Consider the following 24,936-nt stretch of genomic DNA (forward strand, 5'->3'; position numbering starts at 1 on the left):
CCAGTACGGTGGGCCCCGTGTCCGAGTCCACCCGCCCCCGCCGTCGCGGCCGCCTCGCCCGTTCCGCGGCCGCCTTCGCCGCGCTCCTCGGCCTCGCCGCGTACGTGGCCTTCCACCAGATGACGGGGAGCACGGGCACGCCCCGGTGCACCGTGGGCAGCGGGGACAACCGCTACGAGTTCACTCCGGAGCAGGCGTCCAACGCGGCGACGATCTCGGCGGTGGGCACGACCCGGGGGCTGCCGGAGCGCGCGGTGACGATCGCGCTCGCGACCGCGCTCCAGGAGTCGGCGCTGCGGAACATCGAGCACGGCGACCGGGACTCCCTCGGCCTCTTCCAGCAGCGGCCCTCGATGGGCTGGGGAACACCGGCGCAGATCATGGACCCGGTGTACGCGTCGGGGAAGTTCTACGAGGGCCTGGAGAAGGTCCCGGGGTATTCGCGGCTGCCGCTGACCGTGGCGGCGCAGAAGGTGCAGAAGAGCGGTTTCCCGCAGGCGTACGCGAAGCACGAGCCGGACGCCACCCTGCTCTCGGCCGCGCTGACCGGCCGGTCCCCCGCGGCGCTGAGCTGCACGGCGAGCGAGGCGAAGGGCCGGCCGGGCGATCCCGAGCAGGTGCGCCGGGAGCTGGTCCGTGCCTTCGGGGAGAAGGCGGCGCCGAAGGCGGTGACGGGCGGTCCGAGCGCGGGGCGTTCGGCCTCGGAGCCGACGGTGCTCGTGGTGCCGGTGCGGGCGGCGGGCGCGTCGGGCCCGCCGGGAGCCGGTTCGGACGAGCGGCGCGGCTGGGAGCTGGCGCAGTGGGCGGTGGCGCGGGCGGACGCGCTGCGCATCACGGAGGTCTCGTTCGGGAACCGGGTGTGGCGGGCGGGCGAGGCCCGCGGCGGCTGGTCGGCTTCCACGCTCGGGGACGCCGTCTCCGTGCGGATGCGGCTCGCGCAGTAGCCGTCGGGGACCGGGCATCCGTACGGTCCTTCACCCGGTCGTGGCATGGTCCGGCCTCGTGGCGGAAGGAAATCGCGCGGCTCGCGAGCCGTCACCCCCCGGTGTCACTCCCGCCCCGCACACCCCTTGCGGCACAAGGGAAGTGACGGTTCGGCAGCGCGCCACGCAATGACACGTTCGTCCGTTTTCCTCCCCACCCGACAATACGACGCATTGCCAACTCTTTACCTTCGGTCGCCGCAACCTCCCCCGCCCCAGGGCCGGTTGTCACGGCGTAATCGTCCTCTCCGCCGAAGGAGCACCATGTCCCTCTCCCTGACCCGCCGGATCGCCCGTGCCGCCCTCATCGTCGCGGCCGGAGCAGCCCCCGTGGTCGGTGCGGCCGGCTCCGCGAGCGCCCTGGACCAGGGCCTCGCCCCCACCGGCGCCCTGGGCGGCGTGACCGCCCTGGACGCCGCCGGCGCGGGGAGCGCCCTCGACGGCGCCTCGCAGACCGCGACCGGCGTGGTCGGCGAGACCGGCAGCAAGGCCGTCGGCACGGCCGTCCCCGCCGCCGGCAAGACCGTCGGCACTGCGGGCAAGACCGCCACCCCGGCCGCCCAGGAGGTCGTCGGCAAGACGGCCGGCAGCACGGGCGAGGTCGTCGGCCAGACCGCCGGCGCCGCCGCCGAGAGCGCCGAGGCCCCCACCGGCGGCGCCCTCGGCGGCGGCCTGGGCGGCCTGCCGACCGGCCAGACCCTGGGCGGCCTGCCGATCGGCGGCTGACAAGCACCACGCTGCGCGAAGGGCCCGGGGAGCACACGCTCCCCGGGCCCTCCCGCGTTCCGCTCCGCCCGTCAGCCCAGGCGCTTGACCGCGGCCTCGACCCGCTCGTCCGTCGCCGTGAACGCCACCCGCACGAACCGCTCCCCGGCCTCGCCGTAGAAGTCGCCGGGCGCCACCAGGACGCCCTTCTCCGCCAGGTACGCCACCGTCTCCCAGCAGGGCTCGTCCCGGGTCGCCCACAGGTAGAGGCTCGCCTCGCTGTGCTCGATCCGGAAGCCGTGCGCCTCCAGGGCCGCCCGCAGCGCCGCCCGCCGGGCCGCGTACCGCTCGCGCTGCTCCGCCACGTGCGCGTCGTCGCCGAGCGCCGCGACCGTCGCCGCCTGCACCGGGGCCGCGGTCATCATGCCGCCGTGCTTGCGGATCTGGAGCAGCTCGCCCAGGACGGCCGCGTCGCCCGCGATGAACGCCGCCCGGTAGCCCGCCAGATTGGAGCGCTTGGACAGCGAGTGGACCGCGACGACGCCCTCGTACGAGCCTCCGCAGACGTCCGGGTGCAGCACCGAGACCGGATCGGCCTCCCAGCCCAGCTCCAGGTAGCACTCGTCGGAGAAGACGAGGACGCCGTGCTCGCGCGCCCAGGCCACGATCCGGGTCAGCTCGTCCTTCGCGAGGACCTTGCCGGTCGGGTTGGACGGGGAGTTGAGCCAGAGCAGCTTCAGCCCCGCCGGGTCCAGCTCCGTCGGGTCGTCGTAGACGACGGGCGTGGCGCCGCAGAGCCGCGCGCCGACCTCGTACGTCGGGTACGCCAGCCGCGGGTAGGCCACCACGTCACCGGCGCCGAGCCCCAGCTGCGTCGGCAGCCAGGCCACCAGCTCCTTGGAGCCGACCACCGGCAGCACGTTCTCGTGGGCGAAGCCGGTCGCGCCCAGGCGCCGCTCGCACCAGCCGGTGAGCGCGTCCCGCAGCTCCTGCGTCCCCCACACCGTGGGATAGCCCGGCGAGTCCGCGGCCGCGACCAGGGCCTCCTGGATCAGCGCGGGGACCGGGTCCACGGGCGTGCCGACGGACAGGTCGACGATTCCGTCCGGATGCGCCAGGGCCGTCTTCTTGTACGGCTCCAGCTTGTCCCAGGGGAAGACGGGAAGGCGCGAAGAGACTGCGCTCACGGGTTGGCTCACTTCCTCGTACGTACGGAAAACGCTTCGGCCCCGTACAGCGGCGAGGCCGTACGGGACCGAGGGCGGCGAACGATCAGCCGTTCTGCGGAGGCAGGGCGGCGATGAAGGGGTGGTCGCGCTCGATCTCGCCGAGCTTGGAGGCGCCACCGGGCGAACCGAGCTCGTCGAAGAACTCGACGTTCGCCTTGTAGTAGTCCTTCCACTCCTCCGGGGTGTCGTCCTCGTAGAAGATCGCCTCGACCGGGCAGACCGGCTCACAGGCCCCGCAGTCGACGCATTCGTCCGGGTGGATGTACAAGGACCGCTTGCCCTCGTAGATGCAGTCGACGGGGCACTCCTCGATGCACGCCTTGTCCTTGACGTCGACACAAGGCTGCGCGATGACGTAGGTCACGCTGTCGTTCCTCCTCGATAGGGCTGGTCTGCGCGGGAGCGCGGCGTCGTCGATGCCCGCACCTAGTATCTCCGTTCTTGGGGGCGATCCGAACAGGAGGGGCGGAGAAGCTGTGGAAATCACCGGCGGAGGGCGCCTTGAGGTCCGAATTACCAGCGCTGACGTGGGAAAACGTGTCTCCGTTCGGTACGTGACGGACTCGGCGGAAGCGGGCGCGAGGTTCACCGACGCGGTCGGGGTTCTCACATCATGGGACACCGGTGTGCTGCTGATCACACGAAAGAGCGGTGAGAGCGTCCGGATCGCGGAATCCGCGCTGGCCGCGGGCAAGGTCGTGCCGGCCGCCCCGGCCCGCCGGCGCGGCCCCGCCGCCACCTTCCCGGAGCTCGCCCGCGCCACCGCGCGCGCGTGGCAGCCGGTCGAGAGCGAGGCCCTCGGCGAGTGGACCCTGCGGGCGGCCGACGGCTTCACCCGCCGCGCCAACTCCGCTCTTCCGCTCGGCGACCCGGGCATGCCCGTCGCCGAGGCCCTGACGCACGTGCGCGCGTGGTACGCGGCCCGGAATCTGCCCGCGTACATCCAGACGTCCACCGGAGCCGAGGGCACCCAGGAACTCCTCTGCGCCGACCTCGACCGGCACGGCTGGCGGCGCGAGGTGTCCGCCGAGGTACGGATCGCGGCGCTCGCCCCGATCGGCGACCTGGACGCCGACGTCTCCGCCGTACGCCTCTCCCGGACGGTCGACGAGCCGTGGCTGCGCCGCTACCAGCGCTTCTCCGGCGACGGGCCGGCGAGCCCCACGGTCCGCTCCGTCCTCGCGTCCGGCCCCCGTGTGTGGTTCGCGTCCGTCGCGGGCACGGGAGGGACACCGGCGGCGATCGGACGCTGTGTGGTCGACGGCCGCTGGGCCGGCTTCATGGCGGTCGAGGTCGACCCCGACAGGCGGCGCCAGGGCCTGGCGACGGCCGTCATGACCGCGCTCGCCCGACAGGCGCTCGACGAGGGCGCCTCGGCGGCCTGGCTCCAGGTCGAGGCGGACAACGACGGCGCGCGGACGCTCTACGACGGGATGGGCTTCGCTCCGCACCACCACTACCACCACTACCGATGGGCGGAGGCGTGAGCGAGGACGAACCACCGGTCGACGCGCACGACTGGCGGCGGGAGTTCGCCGAGGAGGCCCGGGCCGAGCGGCCCGACCTCGCCCGGCTCTGCCTGCTGATCGGCGCGGTGGCCGATCCCGGATTCACCCGGCACGACCTCGACGAGGCCGAGATCGAACTCGACCGCCTCGCCGGACTCGTCCCGTACGCGACCCGGATCACCGGCGACTGGGCCGCCGAACTCGCCGCGCTCCTCGGCCGCCACGAGGGCTTCGAGGGCGTGCCCGCCGATTACCAGCGCCTGGAGTCCTCGCTCCTCCACGAGGTGCTCCGGCGCCGCCGGGGCCTGCCCATCCTGCTCTCCGTGGTCTGGATGGAGGTCGCCCGCCGGGCCGGCGCCCCCGTGTACGGCCTCGGGCTGCCCGGTCACTTCGTCGTCGGCTTCGGCGACCCGGCCGACCTGGACCTCGCCGACCCGTTCGCGGGCGGACGGGCCATGACGGGCGCGGACGCCGAACTCCTGGTGGCGAGCGCGACGGGCGAGGCGCTCGACCGCTCGATGCTCCGCCCCGCCGAGCCCGGCGCGATCGCCCTGCGGATCCTCAACAACATCCGCGCCTGGGCGGCCCCCCGCCCCGAACGCTCCGACGTGGCGCTGTGGGCGGTGGAACTCGCCCTGCTGCTCCCCTCGCACCCGGCGAGACTCCGCTACGAGAGGGCCGAACTGCTCGTCCAGCGCGGCGAGTTCCTCACGGGCGCGGTGGAGATGGAGGCGTACGCCCAGGTGATGGACGCGGTGGACCCGGAATCGGCCACGATGATCCGCCGGCGGGCCCAGGCGGCGCGGGCGCTGCTCAACTAGACGGACGGGGTGACCGGACGCGAACCGGGGGAGGCGGCACGCGCGAGCCCCCGTCCCGGAGGGGCGGGGGCTCGCGCGGGTGGGCAGGTGCGGTCAGCCCTGTCCCGTGAGGTCGATGGTCTTCGTGCGCTCCGCGAGGTTCTTGCCCTTCAGGGCGTCGCGCATCACGAAGGCCACGTCGTCAGCGGAGACCTGGTGCTTGCTGCCGTCACCCTTGGTGATCATGACGCCGTCGAACGCGCCGTCCAGGAGCCGCTCGATCGCCTTCTTGTCGTAGACCTCGATCAGACGGCCGTCGACGGCCTTCATCGAGAGGATCTGCGGCAGCGACCGGGCCGGGCCGAAGTCGATGTGCCTGCCGCCCGCCTGGATCCTGATCAGACCGGACATGGCGGGCGTCGCGAACTCCTTCATCGCCCGGTCCAGCTCGGCCTTGGTGACCGTCGGCCGGAGCGTGGTGACCGGCAGCTCGACCAGAGTGTTCCGACCGGTCTCCACCTGGGCGCGGAAGGCGTCCTGGACGGAGATCATCGAGCGCTGGACGTCGAGGCCCTTGCCCGGCTTGCCCTCGACCGGGGTCACCTTGTTCGGGGCGAAGACGATCGTGCCCTCGCTCGCCGAGGCCGAGGAACCCGCCAGGTCCGTCAGGGCCACGGCGAGCTTCTCCTTGTCGACCGGGAACACCGGGTTCGCGACCCGCTCCTGGCCGAAGAGGGAGCCGATGACCGACATCGGGTTGTAGTCGCTGCCCGCCGCCGCGCGGACGGTCTCCTGGGCGTCGAGCTTCAGACCCGCCTTGTCCGGTGCCAGCTGGACCTTCTTGCCGCCGACGTCGAGCTGGAGCGGTGTGGTCGCCCGCTTGCCGAGCGCCGCGTCCAGCTTGTTGACGGCCTCCTCCTTCGTACCGCCGCCGATGTCCACCCCGAGCACCGTGGTGCCCTTGGGGACGTCGGAGTGGTTGAGGAGCAGCCCGGCGCCGTACGCGACGCCCGCGAGGCCGAAGACCCCGGCCGCGACGAGCACCAGCTTGGAGCGGCCCTTCTTCGCCGGGGCCCGGCCTGCCGCCGGCGCCTGGCGCGGCGCCGGGGCGGGGGCCGGGGCCGGCCGCTCCTCGATGCGCGGGGTCAGGTTCGGGCGGGCCGCCGTCGGCGGGACCACGGGGATGCCGCTGGTGAGCGTGTCCCCGGAGATGTGCCCGCCGTCGCCGGCCGCCGCTGCGGGACCGGACCCCGGCACCGGGGCGGGCTGCTGCGGCGTCAGGATCGCGGTGTCGTCGGACATGCGGGGCGCGCCGCCGCCGTCGGCGGCGAACGGGGAGCCCACGCCCTGGCCGGCCCCGAACGGGCGGGGGGCGGTGGTGGCGCCGCCGAGGGAGGCGGTGCCGGTGACCGGGCCCGTGGTGGGGCCGGTCGGCGCCTTCGGGCCGCCCGGGCCGCGGTAGGCCGGCGTGCCGGAGGCCGGGGTGCCGTCGTACATCGGGGTGCCCGCGGCGGGCGTCCCGTCGTACCGCGGCGTGCCCGCGGCCGGCGTTCCCTCGTACCTCGGGGTGCCGCCCGACGGGGTGCCGTCGTACATCGGGGTGCCGCCCGACGGGGTGCCGCTGTCGTACAGCGGGTTGCCCGGCGGGGTCGGGGCGGAGGCCGTGACCGGACGGCTCGACGGGGTCGTGCCGACCGTCGGGACGCCGGAGGTCGCCGAGCCCGCGAAGCCGGTGCCCGGGGCGTCCGGTCCGGGGAGCGCGGGCGCCTGCTTGGCGGCCGGCGCCGGGGCGGGCGCGGGGGCGGGGCTGGGGCTGGGGGCCGACGGCTTGCGCGGGGCGAACCAGTCGCTCGTCTCCTTCGCCTGGGGAGCCTGAGGAGCCGACGGAGCCGACGGGCCGGACGGGCCCGCAGCGGCCGACGGGCCCTGAGGCGCCGCCTCGGCCCGCTGCGGCTCCGGGGCCACCGGCTCGGGCTCGGGCTCCGCGACGACGGCCGCGGCCGGGGCGGCGGGCTCCGGCTCGGAGTTCGACGCGGACGCCTCGTTGACCGTCTTGCGGACCACGACGGGCGGAATCGGACGCGAACCCGGGATGTTGATCCGGATCCGGGTCGTCAGCGTCGTCTCGGTCTTGGGCTCCTCCGGCGGCGCGGACGCGGCGGGCTCCTCCGGCGCGTCCTGCGTGGGGTGGAGCGACGGATACTGGCGGGATCCGTACGGCGGGGTACCCGAGGGGTAGGCGGCTCCACCGCGCCCCTGGGCGCCGGAGGACGAAGTGTCAGTCTCTCGACCAGTTTCACGACTCAAAGCAGGATCTCCCGGTTGGCTCCACCGCCCGCTCTTGCTGATGCTCGTGATGACCCGGGCGGTTCGGCGGCGCGCACCACCATACTGAACGCCGCCGACTCATACCCGACCCCTGGGCCACGGACGACGGGCAATCCGGCCGAAGTCAGGACGTCCCCGGTATCAAGTCGTCCTGTTCACGGGGCCGGTCGCGGCAGCCGGGGCAGCGTGGCGCACATCACAGCGAGCGCCATGCCTCCGAAGAGGAAGAGCAGCTCGCCGCCGCCTCCGCCGAACACGCCGTCGCCCTCGGGGCGTCCGAGACTCAGCAGGATGACGGCGACGAGCCAGCCTCCGCCGGCGGAGGCGACGCCGACCTGGGTGCCGGTGGCACGCAGGCCTCCGTAGAAGAGTCCGGCGGTGGCGAGGAGCGCGAGGAGCAAGCCGCCGGGGAACCAGGCGGCTTGGACCAGGGAGCCCGCGACGCCGACGAGGGCGCCGAGGACGAGCAGGACGGCGTACGCGGCGTACCGGACGCCCGGGGGGACCGCGGTGTCGCTCACCCCGTCACCCCCGCGAAGAGGTCCGTCTCGCGCTCGCCCTCCGGGGCGCCCGAGGCGCCCTGGACGAGTTCGTAGTACTCGGTGGTGAAGATCGGCTGGCCCAGGTCGTTGGAGAGGGCGAAGAAGGGACCGTCGACGGCGACTTGGGTGGCGTGCGCGGCCATCGCGGCGCTCTTGCGGGCCGTGTACGCGGGATCGGCGGCGATCTCGGCGGTGATCCGGTCCTCGTCGACGACGCCGGGGACGTCGTCGATCTCCGCGACGGCCGGGAAGACGGAGCCCTCGGCGCGGAGCCGGGCGAAGGCGGCCTCGGCGACGGGGCGCGGGACGCGGTTCCAGTAGATCTTGGCGATCGTGTGGGCCGGTCCGAGGTCGGTGCGGTAGTCCGGGTCGGCGGCGAGTTCGGCGGCGCGGGTGGCGACCCGGTGGGCCTGGATGTGGTCGGGGTGGCCGTAGCCGCCGTCGGGGTCGTAGGTGATCAGGACCTGCGGGCGGGTCTCGCGGATCACCTCGACGAGGTGGGGCGCGGCGGTGTCGACGTCGGTGTTCCAGAAGGCGTGGGCACGCTTGTTCTGCTCGGCGCCCATCATCCCGGAGTCGCGGAAACGCCCGGGGCCACCGAGGAAGCGGTGGTCGGTCACGCCCAGCTCGGTCATCGCGGCGGCGAGTTCGCCGACGCGGTGCGGGCCGAGCCGGTCCTCCCGGTCGGGGGCCAGGTGCGCGAGATCGGGCGGGATGACCTCGCCCTCCTCGCCGAGGGTGCAGGTGACGAGGGTGACGAGGGCGCCCTCGGCCGCGTACCTGGCCATGGTCGCGCCGTTGTTGATCGACTCGTCGTCCGGGTGCGCGTGCACCAGCAGCAGACGGCGGGCGGGGAGATCGGACATGCCCCCACCCTACGAGGTCAGCCGGCCGGTGGCGTCAGAACTTGAGGCCGCCGATCATGCCCGCCACGTTCGTGGTGAGGGTGCTGATGGAGGGGGCGATGGAGGAGCTCGCCAGGTAGAAGCCCAGGAGCGCACAGATCGCCGCATGTCCAGCCTTCAGTCCGGATTTCCGGATCAGCAGGAAGACGACGATCGCCAGCAGCACCACCACGGAGATCGAGAGTGCCACGGCGGTTCACCTCCACCTTCGGTCGGATATTCGATCGGTTCGGTCGATCAGCATGTGCCAGAGGGCATGCCAGTCCGATGCATACCCACCTAGCGCTACGGATCATAACTATCCGTGCGGCCGCATCGATCGGCGGACGGAGGCACGAGGGGGGCGCACAGCGCTAGTTTCAGCCGCATGACCTTGTCTTCGCAGCAGCCGGCCACACCCTCGGCCGGGCTCTCCTTCCCCCGCCAGTACGCCCGTACGCAGCGGTTCACCCTGGGGGTCCCGCGCGGTTTCTCGGTCTCCCCGGACGGGGAGCGCGTGGCGTTCGTCAGATCCGGGTCCGGGACGGACCGCTCGCACCGGCTGTGGGTGCTCGACCTGCCCCGGGACGGCGAGCCCGTGGAGCGGGTCGCCGCCGACCCGGTGGCGCTGCTGGCGGGCGCGGAGGAGGAGTTGTCGCCGCAGGAGCGGGCGCGCCGGGAGCGGAGCCGTGAGGGCTCGGCGGGGATCGTGGCCTACGCGGTGGACGGGGCCGTGGAGTTGGCGGCGTTCGCGCTGTCGGGGCGGCTGTTCACGGCGGAGCTGCGGGCGGGGACGGCGCGGGAGCTGCCGGTGCCGGGCCCGGTGATCGACCCCCGCCCTTCGCCGGACGGACGGTTCGTGGCGTACGTGACGGAGGGCGCCCTGCGGGTGGTGGGCGCGGACGGTACGGGCGACCGGGAGCTGGCCGGCCCCGAGGGCGGGCACGTCTCCTACGGATTGGCCGAATTCATCGCCTCGGAGGAGATGGGCCGGGAGCGCGGGTTCTGGTGGTCGCCCGCCTCGGACCGGCTGCTGGCGGCGCGCGCGGACGACCGGGCGGTGGGGCGCTGGTGGATCGCGGACCCGGCGCACCCGGGGCGGGAGCCGCAGTCGGTGGGGTATCCGGCGGCGGGCACCGCCAACGCCGAGGTGCGGCTGTTCGTCCTGGGCCTGGACGGCTCGCGCACGGAGGTGGTGTGGGACCGGGAGCGGTATCCGTACCTCGCGCGGGCGCACTGGTCGGCGGCGGGGGCGCCGCTGCTGCTCGTGCAGGCGCGCGACCAGCGGGAGCAGGCGTTCCTCGCGGTGGACCCGGAGTCGGGCAGGACCGCGACCGTACGGACGGAGACGGACCCGGCGTGGGTCGAGTTGCACCCCGGGGTGCCGGCGTGGGGGCCGGACGGCGGGCTCGTCCGGGTGACGGACGAGGGCGGCGCCCGTGTCCTGGCCGTCGGGGAGGAGGCGTGGACGGGCCCGGAGCTGCACGTCCGGGCGGTCCTCGACATCGGGGCGGACGACGTCCTGGTGTCGGCCTCGGCGGGCGAGGCGGCGGCCGAGCCGGAGACCGGCGAGATCCATGTGTACCGGGTGTCGGGGCGGGGCGTCGAGCGGCTGACGGGGAGCGTCGGCGTGCACGGCGCGGTGCGCTCGGGCGCGGTGACCGTCCTGGTGTCGACGCGGCCGGATGAGCCGGGCGGCGTGGCGCGGGTGCTGCGGGACGGCGAGCGGGTCGCGGTGGTGGCCTCGTACGCGCAGCGGCCGGTGATCTCCGCGCGCGTGCGGCTGACCGAGGCGGGGGCGCGGCGGATCCCGTGCGCGGTGCTGCTGCCCGCGGGGTACGAGGAGGGCGACGGGCCGCTGCCGGTCCTGATGGATCCGTACGGCGGTCCGCACGGGCAGCGGGTGCTCGCCGCGCACAACCCGCACCTGACCTCGCAGTGGTTCGCCGACCAGGGCTTCGCGGTGGTCGTGGCCGACGGGCGGGGCATGCCGGGCCGCTCCCCCGCCTGGGAGAAGTCGCTGCTGCGCGACCTGACGCCGACGCTCGACGACCAGGTGGAGGCGCTCCGGGGCCTCGCCGGCCGGTATCCGCTCGATCTGGACCGGGTGGCCGTCCGCGGCTGGTCGTACGGCGGATACCTGGCGGCGCGGGCGGTGCTCCAGCGGCCCGACGTCTTCCGGGCGGCCGTGGTCGGGGCGCCGGTGACGGACTGGCGGCTGTACGACACGCACTACACCGAGCGGTACCTCGGCACCCCGCAGGACGACCCCGAGGTGTACGCGGCGCAGTCGCTGCTGACCGACGACGGTCTCTCCGCCCCGGAGGAGCCGGCCCGGCCGATGATGATCGTGCACGGTCTGGCGGACGACAACGTGGTGGTGGGGCACGCGCTGCGGCTCTCGTCGGCGCTGCTCGCGGCGGGCCGGCCGCACGAGGTGCTGCCGCTGTCCGGGGTGACGCACATGACCCCGCAGGAGCAGGTGGCGGAGAACCTGCTGCTGCTCCAGGTCGACTTCCTGCGGCGGGCGCTCGGTCTCGCCCGGTGAGTCACCAGCCCGGCGGCCGGCGGCGCGGCGGGGCCGGGGACGGCACCCCGGCCGCCGGGTACGGTCCGGGCGCGGCGGCGGGGGCGCCGCGCCCGGCCAGGAGCACGAGCACCGTGAGGCCGGCGAGCAGTTCGAAGGCGCTGGTGAGGACGTCGACCGCGTCCGGGGTGGCGAGCTCGCCGAGGCGGACGAGGGTCTCGTACCGGACGGCGCGGGCGACCCCGCCGAGGCCGCCGGCCGTCAGCAGCACGGCGGCGAGGAGCCCGAAGGCCCGGCCGTGGCGGGCCCGTAAGAGGCAGGAGACGGCGGCTGTTCCGTACAGCCCGACGGCGATCGCCGACAGCCAGCCGGGCGGGGGCGCGAGGGCCGGTTTGACGACGGAGCGGCCGCCGGTGAAGCGGTCGACGGTGATCTCCAGGGGCAGTTCGCCGGCCCAGTACAGCTCCCACAGGGTCACGCCGAGCGCGGCGAGCGCGAGGAGGACCCCGGCGGCGATCGCGGGGCCGGTACGGGGCCGGCCCGGCTCCCGCTCGTGCGGGGTGTCCGCCGGGCGGCGGCCGACGGCGGCGGTGAGGACGAGGCCGGCGGCGAGGGCCAGTTCGAGGAGGGCGGTGACGAGGGTGCCGGTTCCGGGCGCCCAGAGTCCGGGGAGGCGCAGGGCGAGGGTGACCGCGCCGGCGGCGGCGAGGGCGGAGGCCGCGTGCCGTGAGCGGAGGGCCGCGACGACGGCGGCGGCGTAGACGGCGAGGAGGACGGGGTCGATCAGGGAGGTGGTGGAGCGTCCCCGGATCAGGAAGTGGTGGTCCCCGGCCCAGTACCACGCGAGGTCGGCGGGCGATCCGAGTGCGGCGAGGTCCTTGAGGATCCACACGGCGGCGATGAGGGCGAGCGCGGCGCAGAGCGCGGCGCCCGTGAGACGTGCCGGGCGTGTCACAGTCACGGCCCCGATACTCACGGTCGCGACCGACCGAAACAAGCGGTTCCGCATGAACGGCTCATGGCGCCGGCCGGGACGCGTGATGCGTCCCGGCCGGCTCACGGCACCCGCACGGCCGTACGGAGCCACGCTCCCGCGCCCGTATATCGGAACCGATTCCGCCGGGTTGCCCGCGGGTTAAAGCGACTTGGGCGCCTCCCCTGGGCCCTTCCCCGGGCCCGCACCGGGCGTCTCCCCTGAGCCCTCCCCTGGGCCCGCACCGGGCGTCTCCCCTGAGCCCTCCCCTGGGCCCGCACCGGGCGTCTCCCCTGAGCCCTCCCCCGGGCCCGCACCGGGCGTCTCCCCTGAGCCCTCCCCCGGGCCCGCACCGGGCGTCTCCCCTGGGCCCGCACCGGGCTGCGCCCCGGGCGCCTCCCCGCCGTCCTCCGGCGGCACCACCTGCTTCTCCTCCGCGAAGTGGCAGGCCGAGTCGTGTTTCGCGGGGCTGTCCGTGAGGCGGAAGACGGCCGGGACGGCGAGCAGCGGGACCTCCAGTTCGCAGCGTTCCTGGGCCTTCCAGCAGCGGGTGCGGAAGCGGCAGCCGGACGGGATGTTCGCCGGGGAGGGGACGTCGCCGGTGAGGATGATCCGCTCGCGGTGGGCGCGCGCCTCGGGGTCGGGGACGGGGACGGCGGAGAGCAGCGCCTGGGTGTAGGGGTGGGTGGGGTGGTCGTAGATCTGGGCGTCCGTGCCGATCTCGACGATCCGGCCGAGGTACATGACGCCGACGCGGTCGGAGATGTGCCGCACGATCGACAGGTCGTGGGCGATGAAGACGTACGACAGGGAGAACTCGGACTGGAGGTTGTCCAGGAGGTTGACGACCTGCGCCTGGACGGACACGTCGAGCGCGGAGACCGGCTCGTCGGCGACGATGATCTCCGGCTGGAGGGCGAGGCCGCGGGCGATGCCGATGCGCTGGCGCTGGCCGCCGGAGAACTGGTGCGGATAGCGGTTGATGTACTCGGGGTTGAGGCCGACGACGTCGAGGAGGTCCTGGACCTTGCGGCGCCGGTCGCCCTTGGGCGCGACCTCGGGGTGGATCTCGTACGGCTCGCCGATGATGTCGCCGACCGTCATGCGCGGGTTCAGCGAGGTGTACGGGTCCTGGAAGACCATCTGGATGTTGCGGCGGACGGCCTTGAGGGCCCGCGGGGAGAGCTTGGTGAGGTCCTCGCCCTTGTAGCGGATGGTCCCGGAGGTCGGACGCTCCAGGTTGACCAGCATCTTCGCGACGGTCGACTTGCCGCAGCCGGATTCGCCGACGATGCCGAGGGTCTCGCCGGCGGCCAGGTCGAAGTCGACGCCGTCGACGGCCTTGACGGCGCCGACCTGCTTCTTGAAGAGGATGCCCTGGGTGAGCGGGTAGTGCTTGTGGAGGTCCCGGACTTCGAGAATCGCCTCAGCCATGGAGGCACTCCTTCCAGAAGTGGCAGGCGCTGGTGCGCGGCACCGGGGACTCGGTCACGTCGTACAGCGGGGGTACGTCGGTCCGGCAGCGGTCCCGGGCGAGCGGACAGCGCGGGTTGAAGGAGCAGCCGGAGGGAATGGCGAGGAGGTTGGGCGGCAGGCCCTTGATCGCGTAGAGCTCCTGGCCCTTCTGGTCCAGGCGCGGGATCGAGTCGAGCAGGCCCCGGGTGTACGGGTGGGCGGGGGCCTTGTAGATTTCGTGGACGGGCGCCTGTTCGACGATCTTCCCCGCGTACATCACGGCGATCTTGTCGGCGACGTCGGCGACGACGCCGAGGTCGTGGGTGATGAGGATGAGGCCCATGTTGAGCTCGCTCTGGAGCTCGGCGAGGAGGTCCATGACCTGGGCCTGGACGGTGACGTCGAGGGCGGTGGTCGGCTCGTCGGCGATGATCAGCTCGGGTTCGAGGGCGAGCGCCATCGCGATCATGATGCGCTGGCGCATGCCGCCGGAGAACTGGTGGGGGTACTGGCCGACGCGTTCCTTGGCGGCGGGGATGCGGACCCGGTCCATCAGCTCGATGGCCTTGGCCTTGGCGTCCTTGCGGGACATCCCCTTGTGGACCTGGAACATCTCGCCGAGCTGGTCGCCGACGCTGAGGACGGGGTTGAGGGAGGACAGCGCGTCCTGGAAGATCATCGCCATCTTGGCGCCGCGGATCTTGCGCCGTTCCTCCTCCTTGAGCTTGAGGAGGTCCTGGCCCTGGAAGAGGATCTCGCCGGCGCTGATCTTCCCGGGCGGGATGTCGAGGATGCCCATGACGGCCTGGGCGGTGACGGACTTGCCGGAGCCGGACTCGCCGAGGACGGCGAGGGTCTCCCCCGCGTCGACGGAGTAGTTGACGCCGTTGACCGCCTTGGCCACCCCGTCGCGGGTGTGGAACTCCACGTGCAGGTCGCGCACTTCGAGCAGCATGGGTCCCTACCTCAGCTTCGGGTCGAGGGCGTCGCGCACCGCGTCGCCGAGCATGATGAACGCGAGGACGGTGATGGCGAGCGCGCCGGCCGGCCAGAGCAGCATGTGGGGCGCGTTGCGGATGTACTGCGAGGCCGAGGAGATGTCGATGCCCCAGGAGACGGTCGGCGGCTTCAGTCCGACGCCGAGGTACGACAGGGTCGCTTCGAGGGAGATGTACGTACCGAGGGCGATGGTGGCGACGACGATCACCGGGGCGACGGCGTTGGGCGCGATGTGCCGGAGCATCATCCGGGAGTTGGAGGCTCCGAGGGCCCGGGCGGCCTGGACGTAGTCGTTCTGTTTGGCGGTGATGACCGAGCCGCGGGCGATCCGGGAGAGCTGCGGCCAGCCGAGCAGCACCATGAAGCCGATGACGGGCCAGACGGTGGAGCTGGTCACCACGGACAGGAGCACGAGGCCGCCGAGGACGACGGGGATGGCGAAGAAGACGTCGGTGATCCGGGAGAGGACGCCGTCCCAGGCTCCGCCGAAGAAGCCGGCGAGCCCGCCGAGGATGCTGCCGAGGATCGCCACGCCGAGGGTGGCGAGGACGCCGACGGTGACGGAGGTGCGGGCGCCGTAGACCGTACGGGTGTAGACGTCGCAGCCCTGGCCGTTGAAGCCGAAGGGGTGGCCGGGCTGGGAGCCCTCCTGCGCCTTGGACAGGTCGCAGTCGAGGGGGTCTCCGGAGGCGATCAGCTGGGGCCAGATGGAGATGATCACCAGGAAGAGGATGACGAGCCCGGAGATGATGAAGATCGGGTTGCGGCGCAGGTCGTGCCAGGCGTCGGACCAGAGGGAGCGGGGCTTCTTGTCGGGACCGCTGTTCTCGGGCCCGTCATGAAGGTCCTCCAGGGTCTCCGCCTCGGCGGTGGCGAGGTCCGACGCTCCTCCGGCGCCGGTCGAGGCGATGGCGCGTCCTTCCTCGCCGTACGACTCAAGCGGCTCAAACGGCTCGGGCTCAGGCATAGCGGATCCTCGGGTCAAGGACGGCGTACAGGAGGTCGACCAGGAGGTTGGCCAGCAGGAAGATCAGGACGAGGATGGTCACGAAGCCGACCACGGTCTGGGTGTTCTGGCGGACGATGCCCTGGTAGAGCTGGTAGCCGACGCCGTGGATGTTGAAGATCCGCTCGGTGACGATGGCGCCGCCCATGAGCGCGCCGATGTCGGCGCCGATGAAGGTCACCACGGGGATCAGGCTGTTGCGCAGCAGGTGGCGGCCGATGACCCGGCGGCGGGGCAGGCCCTTGGCGACGGCGGTGCGGACGTAGTCGGCGCGCTTGTTCTCGGCGATCGAGGTGCGGGTGAGCCGGGTGACGTACGCGAGGGAGACCGAGGCGAGGACCAGGCCGGGGACGATCAGCTCGTCGAAGGGGGCCTCGGGCGAGACGGCGGGCTTGATCCAGCCCCACTTCACGCCGAGGAGGAGCTGGACGAGCAGGCCGGTGACGAAGGTGGGGACGGAGAGGACGACCAGGGTCAGCAGCAGGACGGTGGTGTCGACGGGGCGGCCGCGCTTGAGGCCGGTGACGACGCCCAGGCTGATGCCGATGACGATCTCGAAGAGGATCGCGACGATGGTGAGCCGGATGGTGACCGGGAAGGCGTTGGCCATCAGCTCGGTGACGGGCTGGCCGTTGAAGGCCGTGCCGAAGTCCCCGGTGAAGACGTTGCCCATGTACGTCAGGTATTGCTGCCAGACCGGCTTGTCGAGGCCGAACTCCTTCTCCAGCTGGGCGGCGGTGGCCGGGTCGCACTGGCGGTCGCCGCACAGTCCGGCGATGGGGTCGCCCATCACGTTCACCATCAGGAAGATCAACAGCGTGGCGCCGAAGAAGACCGGGATCATCTGCAGCAGCCGCCGGATCACATATCGACCCACGGGAACCTCCAGGGTGGGTGGGGTGCGGGACGGCGTACGGCCCGGTGCGGGGGTCCGCGGCCCGGGCCGTACACCGCCGAACTGCTACGGCGTCACTTGACCTTGATCTGGTCGTAGACCGGGACGCTGAAGGGGTTCAGGGTCACGTTCTCGACCCGGTCCGAGTAGCCGGCGCTGCCGTTCTGGTACCAGAGCGGGATCGCGCCCATGTCGTCGCGGAGGACGCCCTCGGCCTGCTGGAAGAGTCCGACGGCCTTCGCGGTGTCGGCCTCGGCGTTGGCCTCGTTGACCAGCTTGTCGAACTCGGGGCTGGAGTACTTGCCGTCGTTGGACGAGGCGTTGGTGTAGTACAGCGGCTGGAGGAAGTTCTGGATGAGCGGGTAGTCCATCTGCCAGCCGGCCCGGAAGGGGCCGTCCATCTTCGACTGGGTGACCTGGTTGCGGAAGTCGGCGAAGGTGCCGACCGGGTTGCCGACGCAGGCCTTGTTGTTGCCGAGGGCGCGGTTGATGGAGTTGCAGACGGCGTCCACCCACTCCTTGTGGGAGCCGGTGTCGGCGTTGTACGAGATCTTCATGGTGCCGCCGGGGATGCCGCCGCCCTCGGCGACGAGCTTCTTGGCCTGGGCCGCGTCGTACTTGCAGAAGTCGCCGCAGACGTCCTTGAAGCCGCCGTCCTCGCCCAGGACCGGGGAGGTCCAGTCGACGGCGGGGGTGCGGGTCTTCTGGAAGATCGTCTCGGTGATCTGGTCGCGGTCGATGGCCATGGAGAGGCCCTGGCGGAGCTTCTCCTGCCCGGGCTTGTTCCAGGCCGGGTCGTAGAACGGGAAGGAGAGCGTCTGGATGATGCCGGCGGGGACGTTGATGTACCGGCCGCCGAGGTCGGCGTCGACGTTCTTGAGCTGGGAGGCGGGCACGTCGTCGACGAGGTCGAGGTTGCCGGCCGTCAGGTCCGTGTAGGCGGTGTTGTTGTCGGTGTAGACCTTGAGCGTGATGCCGCCGTTCTGGGCCTTGTCCGGGCCGGGGTAGGCGTCCCACTTCTTCAGGGCCATCTGGGAGCCCTTGGAGTACGAGTCGACGGTGTACGGGCCGTTGCCGACGGGCTTCGAGAGCCATCCGGCGTGGTCGGTGTAGAACGCCTGGGGCAGCGGCGAGAAGGCCGCGTAGCCGAGGGTGATGGGCCAGGTGGAGAACTTCTGGGTGAGCGCGACCGTGAAGGTCTGGGGGCCCGTCACCTTGAGGCCGGACATCGTCTCGGCGGTGGGTTCGCCCTGGTCGGGGTGGACCTTGTCGTAGCCCTGGATCTGACCGAAGAAGTAGGCGTTCTTCTGGTTGTTCTTGAGGTGGGCGCCGTAGTTCCAGGCGTCGACGAAGGACTTCGCGGTGACCTTCTCGCCGTTCGAGAAGGTCCAGCCGTCCTTGACCGTGATGGTGAAGTTCTGCGAGTCGGTGGTGTCGATCTTCTCGGCGAGCATGTCCTTGGCCTCGCCGGTCTTGGGGTCGTACTGCTTGAGCCCCCGGAAGATCATGGAGAGGACCTTGCCGCCCTGGACCTCGTTGGTGTTGGCGGGCTCCAGCGGGTTCTGCGGGTCGCCCCACGAGGAACTCACGATGCCGTCGGCCCCTCCGCCACCGCCGCTGTCGTCGCCGCCGCCACAGGCGGTCGCCGCGAGGGCGACGGCGGTGGCCAGTGCGGCCCACTTGGCGTGCGTGGCTCCGCGCATGGAGTGCCTCCCGAATGTCCCTGAATGTGACTTAGGGCTCAATATGACCCGTATTCAAGAGGACTGCATGTTGTCCGCACCCATCGGTGCGCGACGCCGTCGGCACGACGAAGGGCGCCCCGGACCGTCGACACGGTCCGGGGCGCCCTCCCCGCTCGGGGCGTCAGTGCGTCAGTGCACCGGGACGACCTGCTTCTCCTCGGCGAAGTGGCACGCCGAGGAGTGCGCGGCCGGGGTGTCCAGGCCCTTGAAGCGCTGCGGCACCGCGAGGAGGGGCACCTCCTGCGAGCACTTCTCCTGCGCCTTCCAGCAGCGGGTGCGGAAGCTGCAGCCCGACGGCGGGTTGGCCGGCGAGGGGACGTCACCGGTGAGGATGATCCGCTCGCGGTGCGCGCGGGCCTCCGGGTCCGGCACCGGCACCGCGGAGAGCAGCGCCTGGGTGTACGGGTGCGTCGGGTGCTCGTAGATCTGCTCGTCCGTACCGATCTCGGCCATCTTGCCGAGGTACATGACGCCGACGCGGTCCGAGATGTGCCGGACGATCGACAGGTCGTGCGCGATGAAGATGTAGGACAGGTTGAACTCGTCCTGGAGCTTCCCCATCAGGTTGATGACCTGCGCCTGGACGGAGACGTCCAGGGCCGAGACCGGCTCGTCGCAGATGATGATCTCCGGGTTCAGCGCCAGGCCGCGGGCGATGCCGATGCGCTGGCGCTGGCCGCCGGAGAACTGGTGCGGGTACCGGTTGATGTACTCCGGGTTCAGACCGACGACGTCGAGGAGCTCCTGCACCTTGCGGCGCCGGTCGCCCTTCGGGGCCACCTCGGGGTGGATGTCGAAGGGCTCCCCGATGATGTCGCCGACCGTCATGCGCGGGTTCAGCGAGGTGTACGGGTCCTGGAACACCATCTGGATGTTGCGGCGGACGGCCTTCAGCGCGCGCCCGGACAGCTTGGTGATGTCCTGGCCCTTGTAGAAGACCTCGCCGGCGGTGGCCCGCTCCAGGTTCATCAGGAGCTTGGCGACCGTGGACTTGCCACAGCCGGACTCGCCCACGATGCCGAGGGTCTCGCCCTGGAAGAGGTCGAAGGAGACCCCGTCCACGGCCTTGACCGCGCCGACCTGCTTCTTGAAGAGGATGCCCTGCGTCAGCGGGAAGTGCTTCTGCAGGTTGCGCACCTGGAGGATCGGCTCGCCGCGGCCCACGGGGGCCTCGATGGCGGCGGCCACGGCCTCGTCGTTGTTGCTGAGGTCAGCCATGGATCGTCTCCTTCCAGAAGTGGCAGGCGCTCTTGCGGCCCGGGAGGTCCGCGCCGTTCTGCTCGGTGACCGGCACCAGCGCCGGGATCTCCGTGCGGCAGATGTCGTCGGCCTTGGGGCAGCGCGGGTTGAAGGCGCAGCCGGTGGGCACCTTGAGCAGGTTGGGCGGCAGGCCCTTGATCGCGTAGAGCTCCTGGCCCTTCTGGTCCAGGCGCGGGATCGAGTCGAGCAGACCGCGGGTGTACGGGTGGGCCGGACGCTTGTACAGCTCGTGGACCGGCGCCTGCTCGACGATGCGGCCGGCGTACATCACGGCGATCTTGTCCGCGACGTCGGCGACGACGCCGAGGTCGTGGGTGATCAGGATCAGACCCATGTTGTATTCCTGCTGGAGCTCCGCGAGGAGGTCCATGACCTGGGCCTGGACGGTCACGTCGAGAGCCGTGGTGGGCTCGTCGGCGATGATCAGGTCCGGCTCCAGGGCGAGCGCCATGGCGATCATGATGCGCTGGCGCATACCGCCGGAGAACTGGTGGGGGTAGTCGGTGACCCGGGCCTTGGCGGCGGGGATCTTGACCTTGTCCATCAGCTCGATGGCCTTGACCGTGGCGTCCTTCTTGGACATGCCGTGGTGCACCCGGAACATCTCGCCGAGCTGGTAGCCGACGGTGAGGACCGGGTTCAGGGAGGACAGCGCGTCCTGGAAGATCATCGCGATCTTCCGGCCGCGGATCTTCCGGCGCTCCTCCTCGGACATCTTCAGCATGTCCTCGCCGCGGAACAGGATCTCGCCCTGCGGGATCTTGCCGGGAGGCATGTCGAGGATGCCCATGATGGCCTGGGCGGTGACGGACTTGCCGGAGCCGGACTCGCCGAGGACGGCGAGGGTCTCGCCGGCGTTCACCGAGTAGTTGACGCCGTTGACCGCCTTGGCCACACCGTCACGGGTGTGGAACTCGACGTGCAGGTCCTTGACTTCGAGCAGCGGACCGTTGTGGTCGGAGCCGCCGCGCGGCGCGGGGACGGCCGCGGTCTTGTCGATGATGCTCATCTGGTACGCCCTCCTCAGCGCAGCTTGGGGTCGAGGGCGTTGCGGACGGCTTCGCCGAGCATGATGAACGCCAGAACGGTGATGCTCAGCATGATCGAGGGCCAGAGCAGGACGTGCGGGGCCACTCGGATCTGGGCGACACCCGCGGAGATGTCGACGCCCCACGAGACGGTCGGGGCGGCGAGGCCCAGACCGAGGTAGGACAGGGTCGCCTCGGCCGAGATGTAGCCGCCGAGCGCGATGGTGGCGACGACGATCACGGGGGCCATGGCGTTCGGCAGGATGTGCCGGAAGAGGATCCGGACCGTGCCGGCGCCGAGGGCCTTCGCCGCGTGGACGTAGTCGGCCTGCTTGACGGTGATCACGGCACCGCGCATGACGCGGGTGATCTGGGTCCAGCCGAGGAACGCGAGGGCGAAGACGACGACCCAGACGGTCCGCTCGACGAAGGCCTGCAGGACGACCATGGCGCCGAGCAGGAAGGGGATGCCGAAGAAGACGTCGGTGAGCCGGGAGAGCACGACGTCGACCCAGCCGCCGAAGTAACCGGCGATCATGCCCATCACGCCGCCGATGATCGTGACGATCGCGGTGACGGCGATGCCGACGGTGACCGAGGCGCGGGTGCCGTGGATCAGTCGGGCGTAGACGGAGCGGCCCTGCTGGTCGTAGCCCAGCCACTCGGGCGAGCCGACGCTGCCGAGCTCCGGCTTGCCGAGGAAGTGGTGGACCAGGTCACCGGCGGTCGGGGACGCGCTGGTGAAGAGGGTCGGCCACGCCGAGATCAGCAGCAGCAGCGCGATCAGGATCGAGGAGACGATGAAGTACGGGTTGCGGCGCAGGTCGGCCCAGGCGTCGCCCCAGAGGCTACGGGCCTTCTCCGCCTTGGCCGCGGGTGCGGACGCGTCCACCGAGGGGGGAGCGACGGCGTCCTCGACGGCGGCAGCGGTCTTGGTCACGTCAGGCATACCGGATCCTCGGGTCCAGGACCGCGTACAGCAGGTCGATGAGCAGGCTGGTGACGAGGTAGACGATCACCAGGATGGTGACGAGGCCCACCAGGGTCGAACCTTCGCGCCGGGAGATCGACTCGGCGATGACGCCGCCGATGCCCTTGATGTTGAAGATCGACTCGGTGACGACCGCGCCGCCCATGAGGGCGCCGATGTCGGTGCCGAGGAAGGTCACGACGGGGATCATCGAGTTGCGCATCAGGTGCACCCCGATGACGCGGCGACGCGGCAGGCCCTTGGCGACGGCCGTGCGCATGTAGTCGGCGCGCAGGTTCTCCGCCATGGAGGTGCGGGTGAGCCGCGCCACATAGGCAAGGGAGAGTCCACCGAGGACGATGGCGGGGGCGATCATCTCGGCCCACTGCGGCTCGGTGCTGACGTTCGGGTCGATCCAGCCCAGGTTGAAGGCGAACACCATCTTGATGATGTAGCCGAGGACGAAGACCGGGATCGCGATGATCAGCAGCGTGAAGATCAGGATCAGGTTGTCGGCCAGGCGGCCGGCGCGCAGACCACCGATGATGCCGAGGCCCAGGCCGAAGATGAGCTCGACGGCGAAGGCCAGTGCGGCCAGCTGGAGCGTGATGGGGAACGCGTCGCCCAGCACCTCGGTGACCGGCAGACCGTTGCGGATCTGGGTACCGAAGTCCAGGTGAAGGATCATGTCCCGCATGTACGTGACGTACTGCACCGGCAAGGACCTGTCGAGACCCAGCTCATGGCGCTTCGCGGCGAGCGTCGCCGGGTCGGCGCCCTTGTCGCCGAACATCGCCAGCACGGGGTCACCGGGCAGGCTGTGCACCATGAGGAAGATCAGCAGGGTTGTCCCGAGGAATACCGGGATCATCTGGAGCAGTCGTCGTGCGACATAACGCCCCATCATGCCTCCGTTGAGATGTGACAGCGCAACCGACGGGCCCTCCCCCGACAGCATGCCCGGATCCGGGCATGCCGATGTCGTGGAAGGGCCCCCCAGCCGCTGCGTAAGGCACCGAGACGGGACTGACGTTCCGTCAGTCCCGTGACGGCGTGCGGACTACGCTTGGGTGATTACTTCTTGACCTCGACGCCGGTCAGGATCGGGTCGCCGTCCTGACCGTAGGCGACACCCGAAACCTTCTCGGAGAAGCCCGCGTTGACCTTGTAGTACCAGAGCGGGATGGACGGCATGTAGTTCTTGAGGTCCTTCTCGATCGCCTGGTAGGCCTTGACGGACTCGTCAAGGGTGGCGGCCGAGTCGGCCTTCGCGATCTTGGCGTCCAGCTCCTTGTTGGAGAAGTCGCCCTGGTTGCCGCCCGCACCCGTGCGGAACAGGTCCGAGATGAAGTTGGCGTTCACCGGGTAGTCGAGCACCCAGCCGGAGCGGTAGAGCGACTTGACCTGCTTCGTCTTACGAGCGGTCAGGTCGGCCTGGAAGTCCGGCTTGCCGTCGCCGACGCACTGGACGCTGGTGGCCTGCTGGATGGAGTTGCAGACAGCGTCCACCCACTCCTTGTGGCCACCGTCGGCGTTGTACTGGATGGAGATCTTGTTGCCGGGGACGCCGCCGCCGGCCTTGATGAGCTCCTTGGCCTTGTTCGGGTCGAACGTGGTGACGCCGGCGCCACCGTCCTCCTGGAAGCCCAGGACACCCTTGGCGACCCAGCCGGTCGCGGGCTCACGCGTGCCGTTCAGCACCGTCTTGGTGATGGTGGCGCGGTCGATCGCCATCGAAAGACCCTGGATGACGCGCGGGTCGATCTGCTTCGGCTTCTTCCACTGGTCGGAGTAGAAGGCGACGGCGATGGTCTGGATCGCGGAGTACGGCTGGTCCACGGCGCGGTCGCCGAGGTCCTGGCGGTAGACCGGGAGGTCCTTCGGCGCGATCTGACGCAGGACGTCGACGTTGCCGGACTTCAGGTCCTCGTACGCGGCCTCGAGGGTGGTGTAGTTCTTGAAGACCACACCGCCGTTCTTCGCCTTGTTCGGGCCCTTGTAGCCGTCGTACCGGGTGATCTCGATCTTCTTCTTGTGGTCCCAGCTCTTGAACTTGTAGGGACCGTTGCCGACGGGGGCCGCACCGCGGGCCTTCGCGTCGAGCTTGTAGAAGGAGTCCGGCAGCGGCGCGAACACGATGTACGCGAGCTTGTGCGCGAAGTACGGGACCGGCTTGACGAGCTCGATCTTGAAGGTGTTCTCGTCGACGACGGTCAGACCGTCCATCTTGTCGGCGGTCTGCTTGGCGCCCTCGGCGTCCGGGTGGACCTTGTCGTAGCCCTTGATGTCCGCGAACCAGGACGACAGGCCCTGGGCGTTCTTCAGGCCGGCGTTCCAGTTCCACGCGTCCACGAAGGACTTGGAGGTGACGGGGGTGCCGTCGTGGAAGGTCCAGCCCGGCTTGAGCTTGACGGTCCACGTCTTCGAGTCCGTCGTGGTGACCGACTCGGCGTTGATCATCTCCAGGGAACCGTCGGCCTTGTAGTCGACCAGGGTCGAGAACAGGCCGGCCATGACGGCGGAGCCGTTGGACTCCATCGTGTCACCGGTGAGCAGGGGCTTCTCGGGCTCGCCCAGCTCGATGGAGAAGATTCCGTTCGGGTCAACAGCGCCCTTGGCGTCGCTGCCGCCGTCGCTCTTACCCCCGCCACAGGCGGTCGCAGCAAGGGCGACGATGATCGCGCCCGTTACCCACTTGGCGCTCTTGGCACCGCGCATGGGTTCCTCCTCATGAGTCCACTTTGTCACTACAAGAGGGGCACTCCGAGTTTCGCCGACACCCCTGACGGCTTTGGACTCAAGTGCCCCGAGTGTGCTCGTGAGTCGGCACTCCCCACAGTGCGTGACCCATTGACCCGAGCTCAATGGAGCCAACTATTAAGTACGTCCGGGCTGTAAACCACACTTAAGTGGTCTCGTTTTGACAACATCGCCAAGGCCCCGAAGACCGAAATCCGGACAAACTGAGCACAGACAGACACGCCCGAAACGGACCGTTAACACACGTACCGGAGAGCGATCGCCGATAACCGGACACCTCTGCTCCGAAATGGAGTTGACGGAACTTGACGAAAAGCCCGGGCCCCCACAGCTTCTGTG

22 protein-coding genes are annotated in these 24,936 nt (G+C 71.1%); 5 read left to right on the forward strand and 17 right to left on the reverse strand.

Going from position 1 to position 24,936, the window contains the following annotated elements:
• Window positions 1-8: 8 nt before the first annotated feature.
• Window positions 9-944, forward strand: a complete 936-nt coding sequence (locus ABTY59_RS00590) for a hypothetical protein (RefSeq protein ID WP_352016711.1) — start codon at window positions 9-11, stop codon at window positions 942-944.
• A gap of 303 nt (window positions 945-1,247) precedes the next feature.
• Entirely contained in the window at window positions 1,248-1,709 is a 462-nt protein-coding gene (locus tag ABTY59_RS00595; RefSeq protein WP_352016712.1) for an ATP-binding protein, read from the forward strand.
• A 71-nt stretch (window positions 1,710-1,780) separates the two neighbouring features.
• Here the strand turns inward: ABTY59_RS00595 and ABTY59_RS00600 are convergent, their stop codons facing one another.
• Together ABTY59_RS00600 and fdxA are read right to left on the reverse strand one after the other, a co-directional pair.
• Complete coding sequence (locus ABTY59_RS00600) at window positions 1,781-2,875, reverse strand: bifunctional succinyldiaminopimelate transaminase/glutamate-prephenate aminotransferase (protein ID WP_352016713.1); 1,095 nt, start codon at window positions 2,873-2,875, stop codon at window positions 1,781-1,783.
• A gap of 85 nt (window positions 2,876-2,960) precedes the next feature.
• Window positions 2,961-3,281 carry a ferredoxin gene (gene fdxA / locus ABTY59_RS00605; RefSeq protein ID WP_015035968.1) on the reverse strand — a complete coding sequence of 107 codons (321 nt, stop codon included), beginning with the start codon at window positions 3,279-3,281 and terminating at the stop codon, window positions 2,961-2,963.
• Between the two features lie 112 nt (window positions 3,282-3,393).
• On the opposite strand from fdxA, the gene ABTY59_RS00610 reads away from it, so the two are divergent.
• Window positions 3,394-4,404 (forward strand): GNAT family N-acetyltransferase, encoded by a 1,011-nt coding sequence (locus ABTY59_RS00610; RefSeq protein WP_352016714.1) that lies wholly within the window; start codon window positions 3,394-3,396, stop codon window positions 4,402-4,404.
• Entirely contained in the window at window positions 4,389-5,246 is an 858-nt protein-coding gene (locus ABTY59_RS00615; RefSeq protein ID WP_352016715.1) for a transglutaminase family protein, read from the forward strand. Before ABTY59_RS00610 ends, ABTY59_RS00615 begins: the two co-directional genes overlap by 16 nt.
• Before the next feature lie 93 nt (window positions 5,247-5,339).
• Here the strand turns inward: ABTY59_RS00615 and ABTY59_RS00620 are convergent, their stop codons facing one another.
• The 4 genes from ABTY59_RS00620 to ABTY59_RS00635 all read right to left on the reverse strand — a co-directional run bounded on the left by ABTY59_RS00620 (window position 5,340) and on the right by ABTY59_RS00635 (window position 9,190).
• Window positions 5,340-7,532, reverse strand: a complete 2,193-nt coding sequence (locus ABTY59_RS00620) for a peptidoglycan binding domain-containing protein (RefSeq protein ID WP_502995318.1) — start codon at window positions 7,530-7,532, stop codon at window positions 5,340-5,342.
• Window positions 7,533-7,708: 176 nt separating this feature from the next.
• A complete protein-coding gene (locus ABTY59_RS00625) occupies window positions 7,709-8,074 on the reverse strand; it encodes a DUF6113 family protein (RefSeq protein WP_352016717.1) in 366 nt (121 codons plus the stop codon).
• On the reverse strand, window positions 8,071-8,961 hold the full coding sequence (mshB, locus tag ABTY59_RS00630; RefSeq protein ID WP_352016718.1) for an N-acetyl-1-D-myo-inositol-2-amino-2-deoxy-alpha-D-glucopyranoside deacetylase: 891 nt from the start codon (window positions 8,959-8,961) through the stop codon (window positions 8,071-8,073). The genes ABTY59_RS00625 and mshB overlap by 4 nt, the downstream gene beginning before the upstream one ends.
• Before the next feature lie 34 nt (window positions 8,962-8,995).
• The gene (locus tag ABTY59_RS00635; RefSeq protein ID WP_053640878.1) at window positions 8,996-9,190 is read right to left on the reverse strand and encodes a hypothetical protein; all 195 of its coding nucleotides are present in this window, start codon (window positions 9,188-9,190) and stop codon (window positions 8,996-8,998) included.
• Window positions 9,191-9,367: 177 nt separating this feature from the next.
• Between ABTY59_RS00635 and ABTY59_RS00640 the strand changes: the two genes are divergently transcribed.
• Window positions 9,368-11,527: a S9 family peptidase gene (locus tag ABTY59_RS00640; protein WP_352016719.1), complete on the forward strand. Its 2,160-nt coding sequence runs from the start codon at window positions 9,368-9,370 to the stop codon at window positions 11,525-11,527.
• Between the two features lies 1 nt (window position 11,528).
• Here ABTY59_RS00640 and ABTY59_RS00645 read toward each other — a convergent pair whose 3' ends face one another.
• The 11 genes from ABTY59_RS00645 to ABTY59_RS00695 all read right to left on the reverse strand — a co-directional run bounded on the left by ABTY59_RS00645 (window position 11,529) and on the right by ABTY59_RS00695 (window position 24,555).
• Window positions 11,529-12,467 carry a hypothetical protein gene (locus ABTY59_RS00645; protein ID WP_352016720.1) on the reverse strand — a complete coding sequence of 313 codons (939 nt, stop codon included), beginning with the start codon at window positions 12,465-12,467 and terminating at the stop codon, window positions 11,529-11,531.
• A gap of 174 nt (window positions 12,468-12,641) precedes the next feature.
• Window positions 12,642-13,913, reverse strand: coding sequence for an ABC transporter ATP-binding protein (locus ABTY59_RS00650; protein WP_352016721.1), 1,272 nt, complete (start codon window positions 13,911-13,913; stop codon window positions 12,642-12,644).
• Window positions 13,906-14,889 carry an ABC transporter ATP-binding protein gene (locus ABTY59_RS00655; protein WP_352016722.1) on the reverse strand — a complete coding sequence of 328 codons (984 nt, stop codon included), beginning with the start codon at window positions 14,887-14,889 and terminating at the stop codon, window positions 13,906-13,908. The genes ABTY59_RS00650 and ABTY59_RS00655 overlap by 8 nt, the downstream gene beginning before the upstream one ends.
• A gap of 6 nt (window positions 14,890-14,895) precedes the next feature.
• Complete coding sequence (locus tag ABTY59_RS00660; protein ID WP_352016723.1) at window positions 14,896-15,900, reverse strand: ABC transporter permease; 1,005 nt, start codon at window positions 15,898-15,900, stop codon at window positions 14,896-14,898.
• Window positions 15,893-16,816, reverse strand: coding sequence for an ABC transporter permease (locus ABTY59_RS00665; protein WP_352016724.1), 924 nt, complete (start codon window positions 16,814-16,816; stop codon window positions 15,893-15,895). Before ABTY59_RS00665 ends, ABTY59_RS00660 begins: the two co-directional genes overlap by 8 nt.
• A 92-nt stretch (window positions 16,817-16,908) precedes the next feature.
• Window positions 16,909-18,537, reverse strand: a complete 1,629-nt coding sequence (locus ABTY59_RS00670; protein ID WP_352016725.1) for a peptide ABC transporter substrate-binding protein — start codon at window positions 18,535-18,537, stop codon at window positions 16,909-16,911.
• Between the two features lie 171 nt (window positions 18,538-18,708).
• On the reverse strand, window positions 18,709-19,797 hold the full coding sequence (locus tag ABTY59_RS00675; protein ID WP_352016726.1) for an ABC transporter ATP-binding protein: 1,089 nt from the start codon (window positions 19,795-19,797) through the stop codon (window positions 18,709-18,711).
• Window positions 19,790-20,848 carry an ABC transporter ATP-binding protein gene (locus tag ABTY59_RS00680; RefSeq protein ID WP_352016727.1) on the reverse strand — a complete coding sequence of 353 codons (1,059 nt, stop codon included), beginning with the start codon at window positions 20,846-20,848 and terminating at the stop codon, window positions 19,790-19,792. The genes ABTY59_RS00675 and ABTY59_RS00680 overlap by 8 nt, the downstream gene beginning before the upstream one ends.
• A gap of 14 nt (window positions 20,849-20,862) precedes the next feature.
• The gene (locus ABTY59_RS00685) at window positions 20,863-21,816 is read right to left on the reverse strand and encodes an ABC transporter permease (protein ID WP_352016728.1); all 954 of its coding nucleotides are present in this window, start codon (window positions 21,814-21,816) and stop codon (window positions 20,863-20,865) included.
• Window positions 21,809-22,741, reverse strand: a complete 933-nt coding sequence (locus ABTY59_RS00690; protein WP_352017290.1) for an ABC transporter permease — start codon at window positions 22,739-22,741, stop codon at window positions 21,809-21,811. Before ABTY59_RS00690 ends, ABTY59_RS00685 begins: the two co-directional genes overlap by 8 nt.
• 170 nt (window positions 22,742-22,911) lie before the next feature.
• Complete coding sequence (locus tag ABTY59_RS00695; protein WP_352016729.1) at window positions 22,912-24,555, reverse strand: peptide ABC transporter substrate-binding protein; 1,644 nt, start codon at window positions 24,553-24,555, stop codon at window positions 22,912-22,914.
• Between the last annotated feature and the right edge of the window lie 381 nt (window positions 24,556-24,936).

This window comes from Streptomyces sp. NPDC096079 (assembly GCF_040303145.1).
GTDB lineage: Bacteria > Actinomycetota > Actinomycetes > Streptomycetales > Streptomycetaceae > Streptomyces.

Coding starts and splice junctions, on each gene's coding strand:
- mshB (WP_352016718.1), bottom strand. CDS start 8,961: ATGTCCGATCTCCCCGCCCGCCGTCTGCTGCTGGTGCACGCGCACCCG.
- ABTY59_RS00695 (WP_352016729.1), bottom strand. CDS start 24,555: ATGCGCGGTGCCAAGAGCGCCAAGTGGGTAACGGGCGCGATCATCGTC.
- ABTY59_RS00670 (WP_352016725.1), bottom strand. CDS start 18,537: ATGCGCGGAGCCACGCACGCCAAGTGGGCCGCACTGGCCACCGCCGTC.
- ABTY59_RS00680 (WP_352016727.1), bottom strand. CDS start 20,848: ATGAGCATCATCGACAAGACCGCGGCCGTCCCCGCGCCGCGCGGCGGC.
- ABTY59_RS00675 (WP_352016726.1), bottom strand. CDS start 19,797: ATGGCTGACCTCAGCAACAACGACGAGGCCGTGGCCGCCGCCATCGAG.
- ABTY59_RS00640 (WP_352016719.1), top strand. CDS start 9,368: ATGACCTTGTCTTCGCAGCAGCCGGCCACACCCTCGGCCGGGCTCTCC.
- ABTY59_RS00650 (WP_352016721.1), bottom strand. CDS start 13,913: ATGGCTGAGGCGATTCTCGAAGTCCGGGACCTCCACAAGCACTACCCG.
- ABTY59_RS00660 (WP_352016723.1), bottom strand. CDS start 15,900: ATGCCTGAGCCCGAGCCGTTTGAGCCGCTTGAGTCGTACGGCGAGGAA.
- ABTY59_RS00685 (WP_352016728.1), bottom strand. CDS start 21,816: ATGCCTGACGTGACCAAGACCGCTGCCGCCGTCGAGGACGCCGTCGCT.
- ABTY59_RS00655 (WP_352016722.1), bottom strand. CDS start 14,889: ATGCTGCTCGAAGTGCGCGACCTGCACGTGGAGTTCCACACCCGCGAC.
- ABTY59_RS00615 (WP_352016715.1), top strand. CDS start 4,389: ATGGGCGGAGGCGTGAGCGAGGACGAACCACCGGTCGACGCGCACGAC.
- ABTY59_RS00595 (WP_352016712.1), top strand. CDS start 1,248: ATGTCCCTCTCCCTGACCCGCCGGATCGCCCGTGCCGCCCTCATCGTC.
- ABTY59_RS00690 (WP_352017290.1), bottom strand. CDS start 22,741: ATGGGGCGTTATGTCGCACGACGACTGCTCCAGATGATCCCGGTATTC.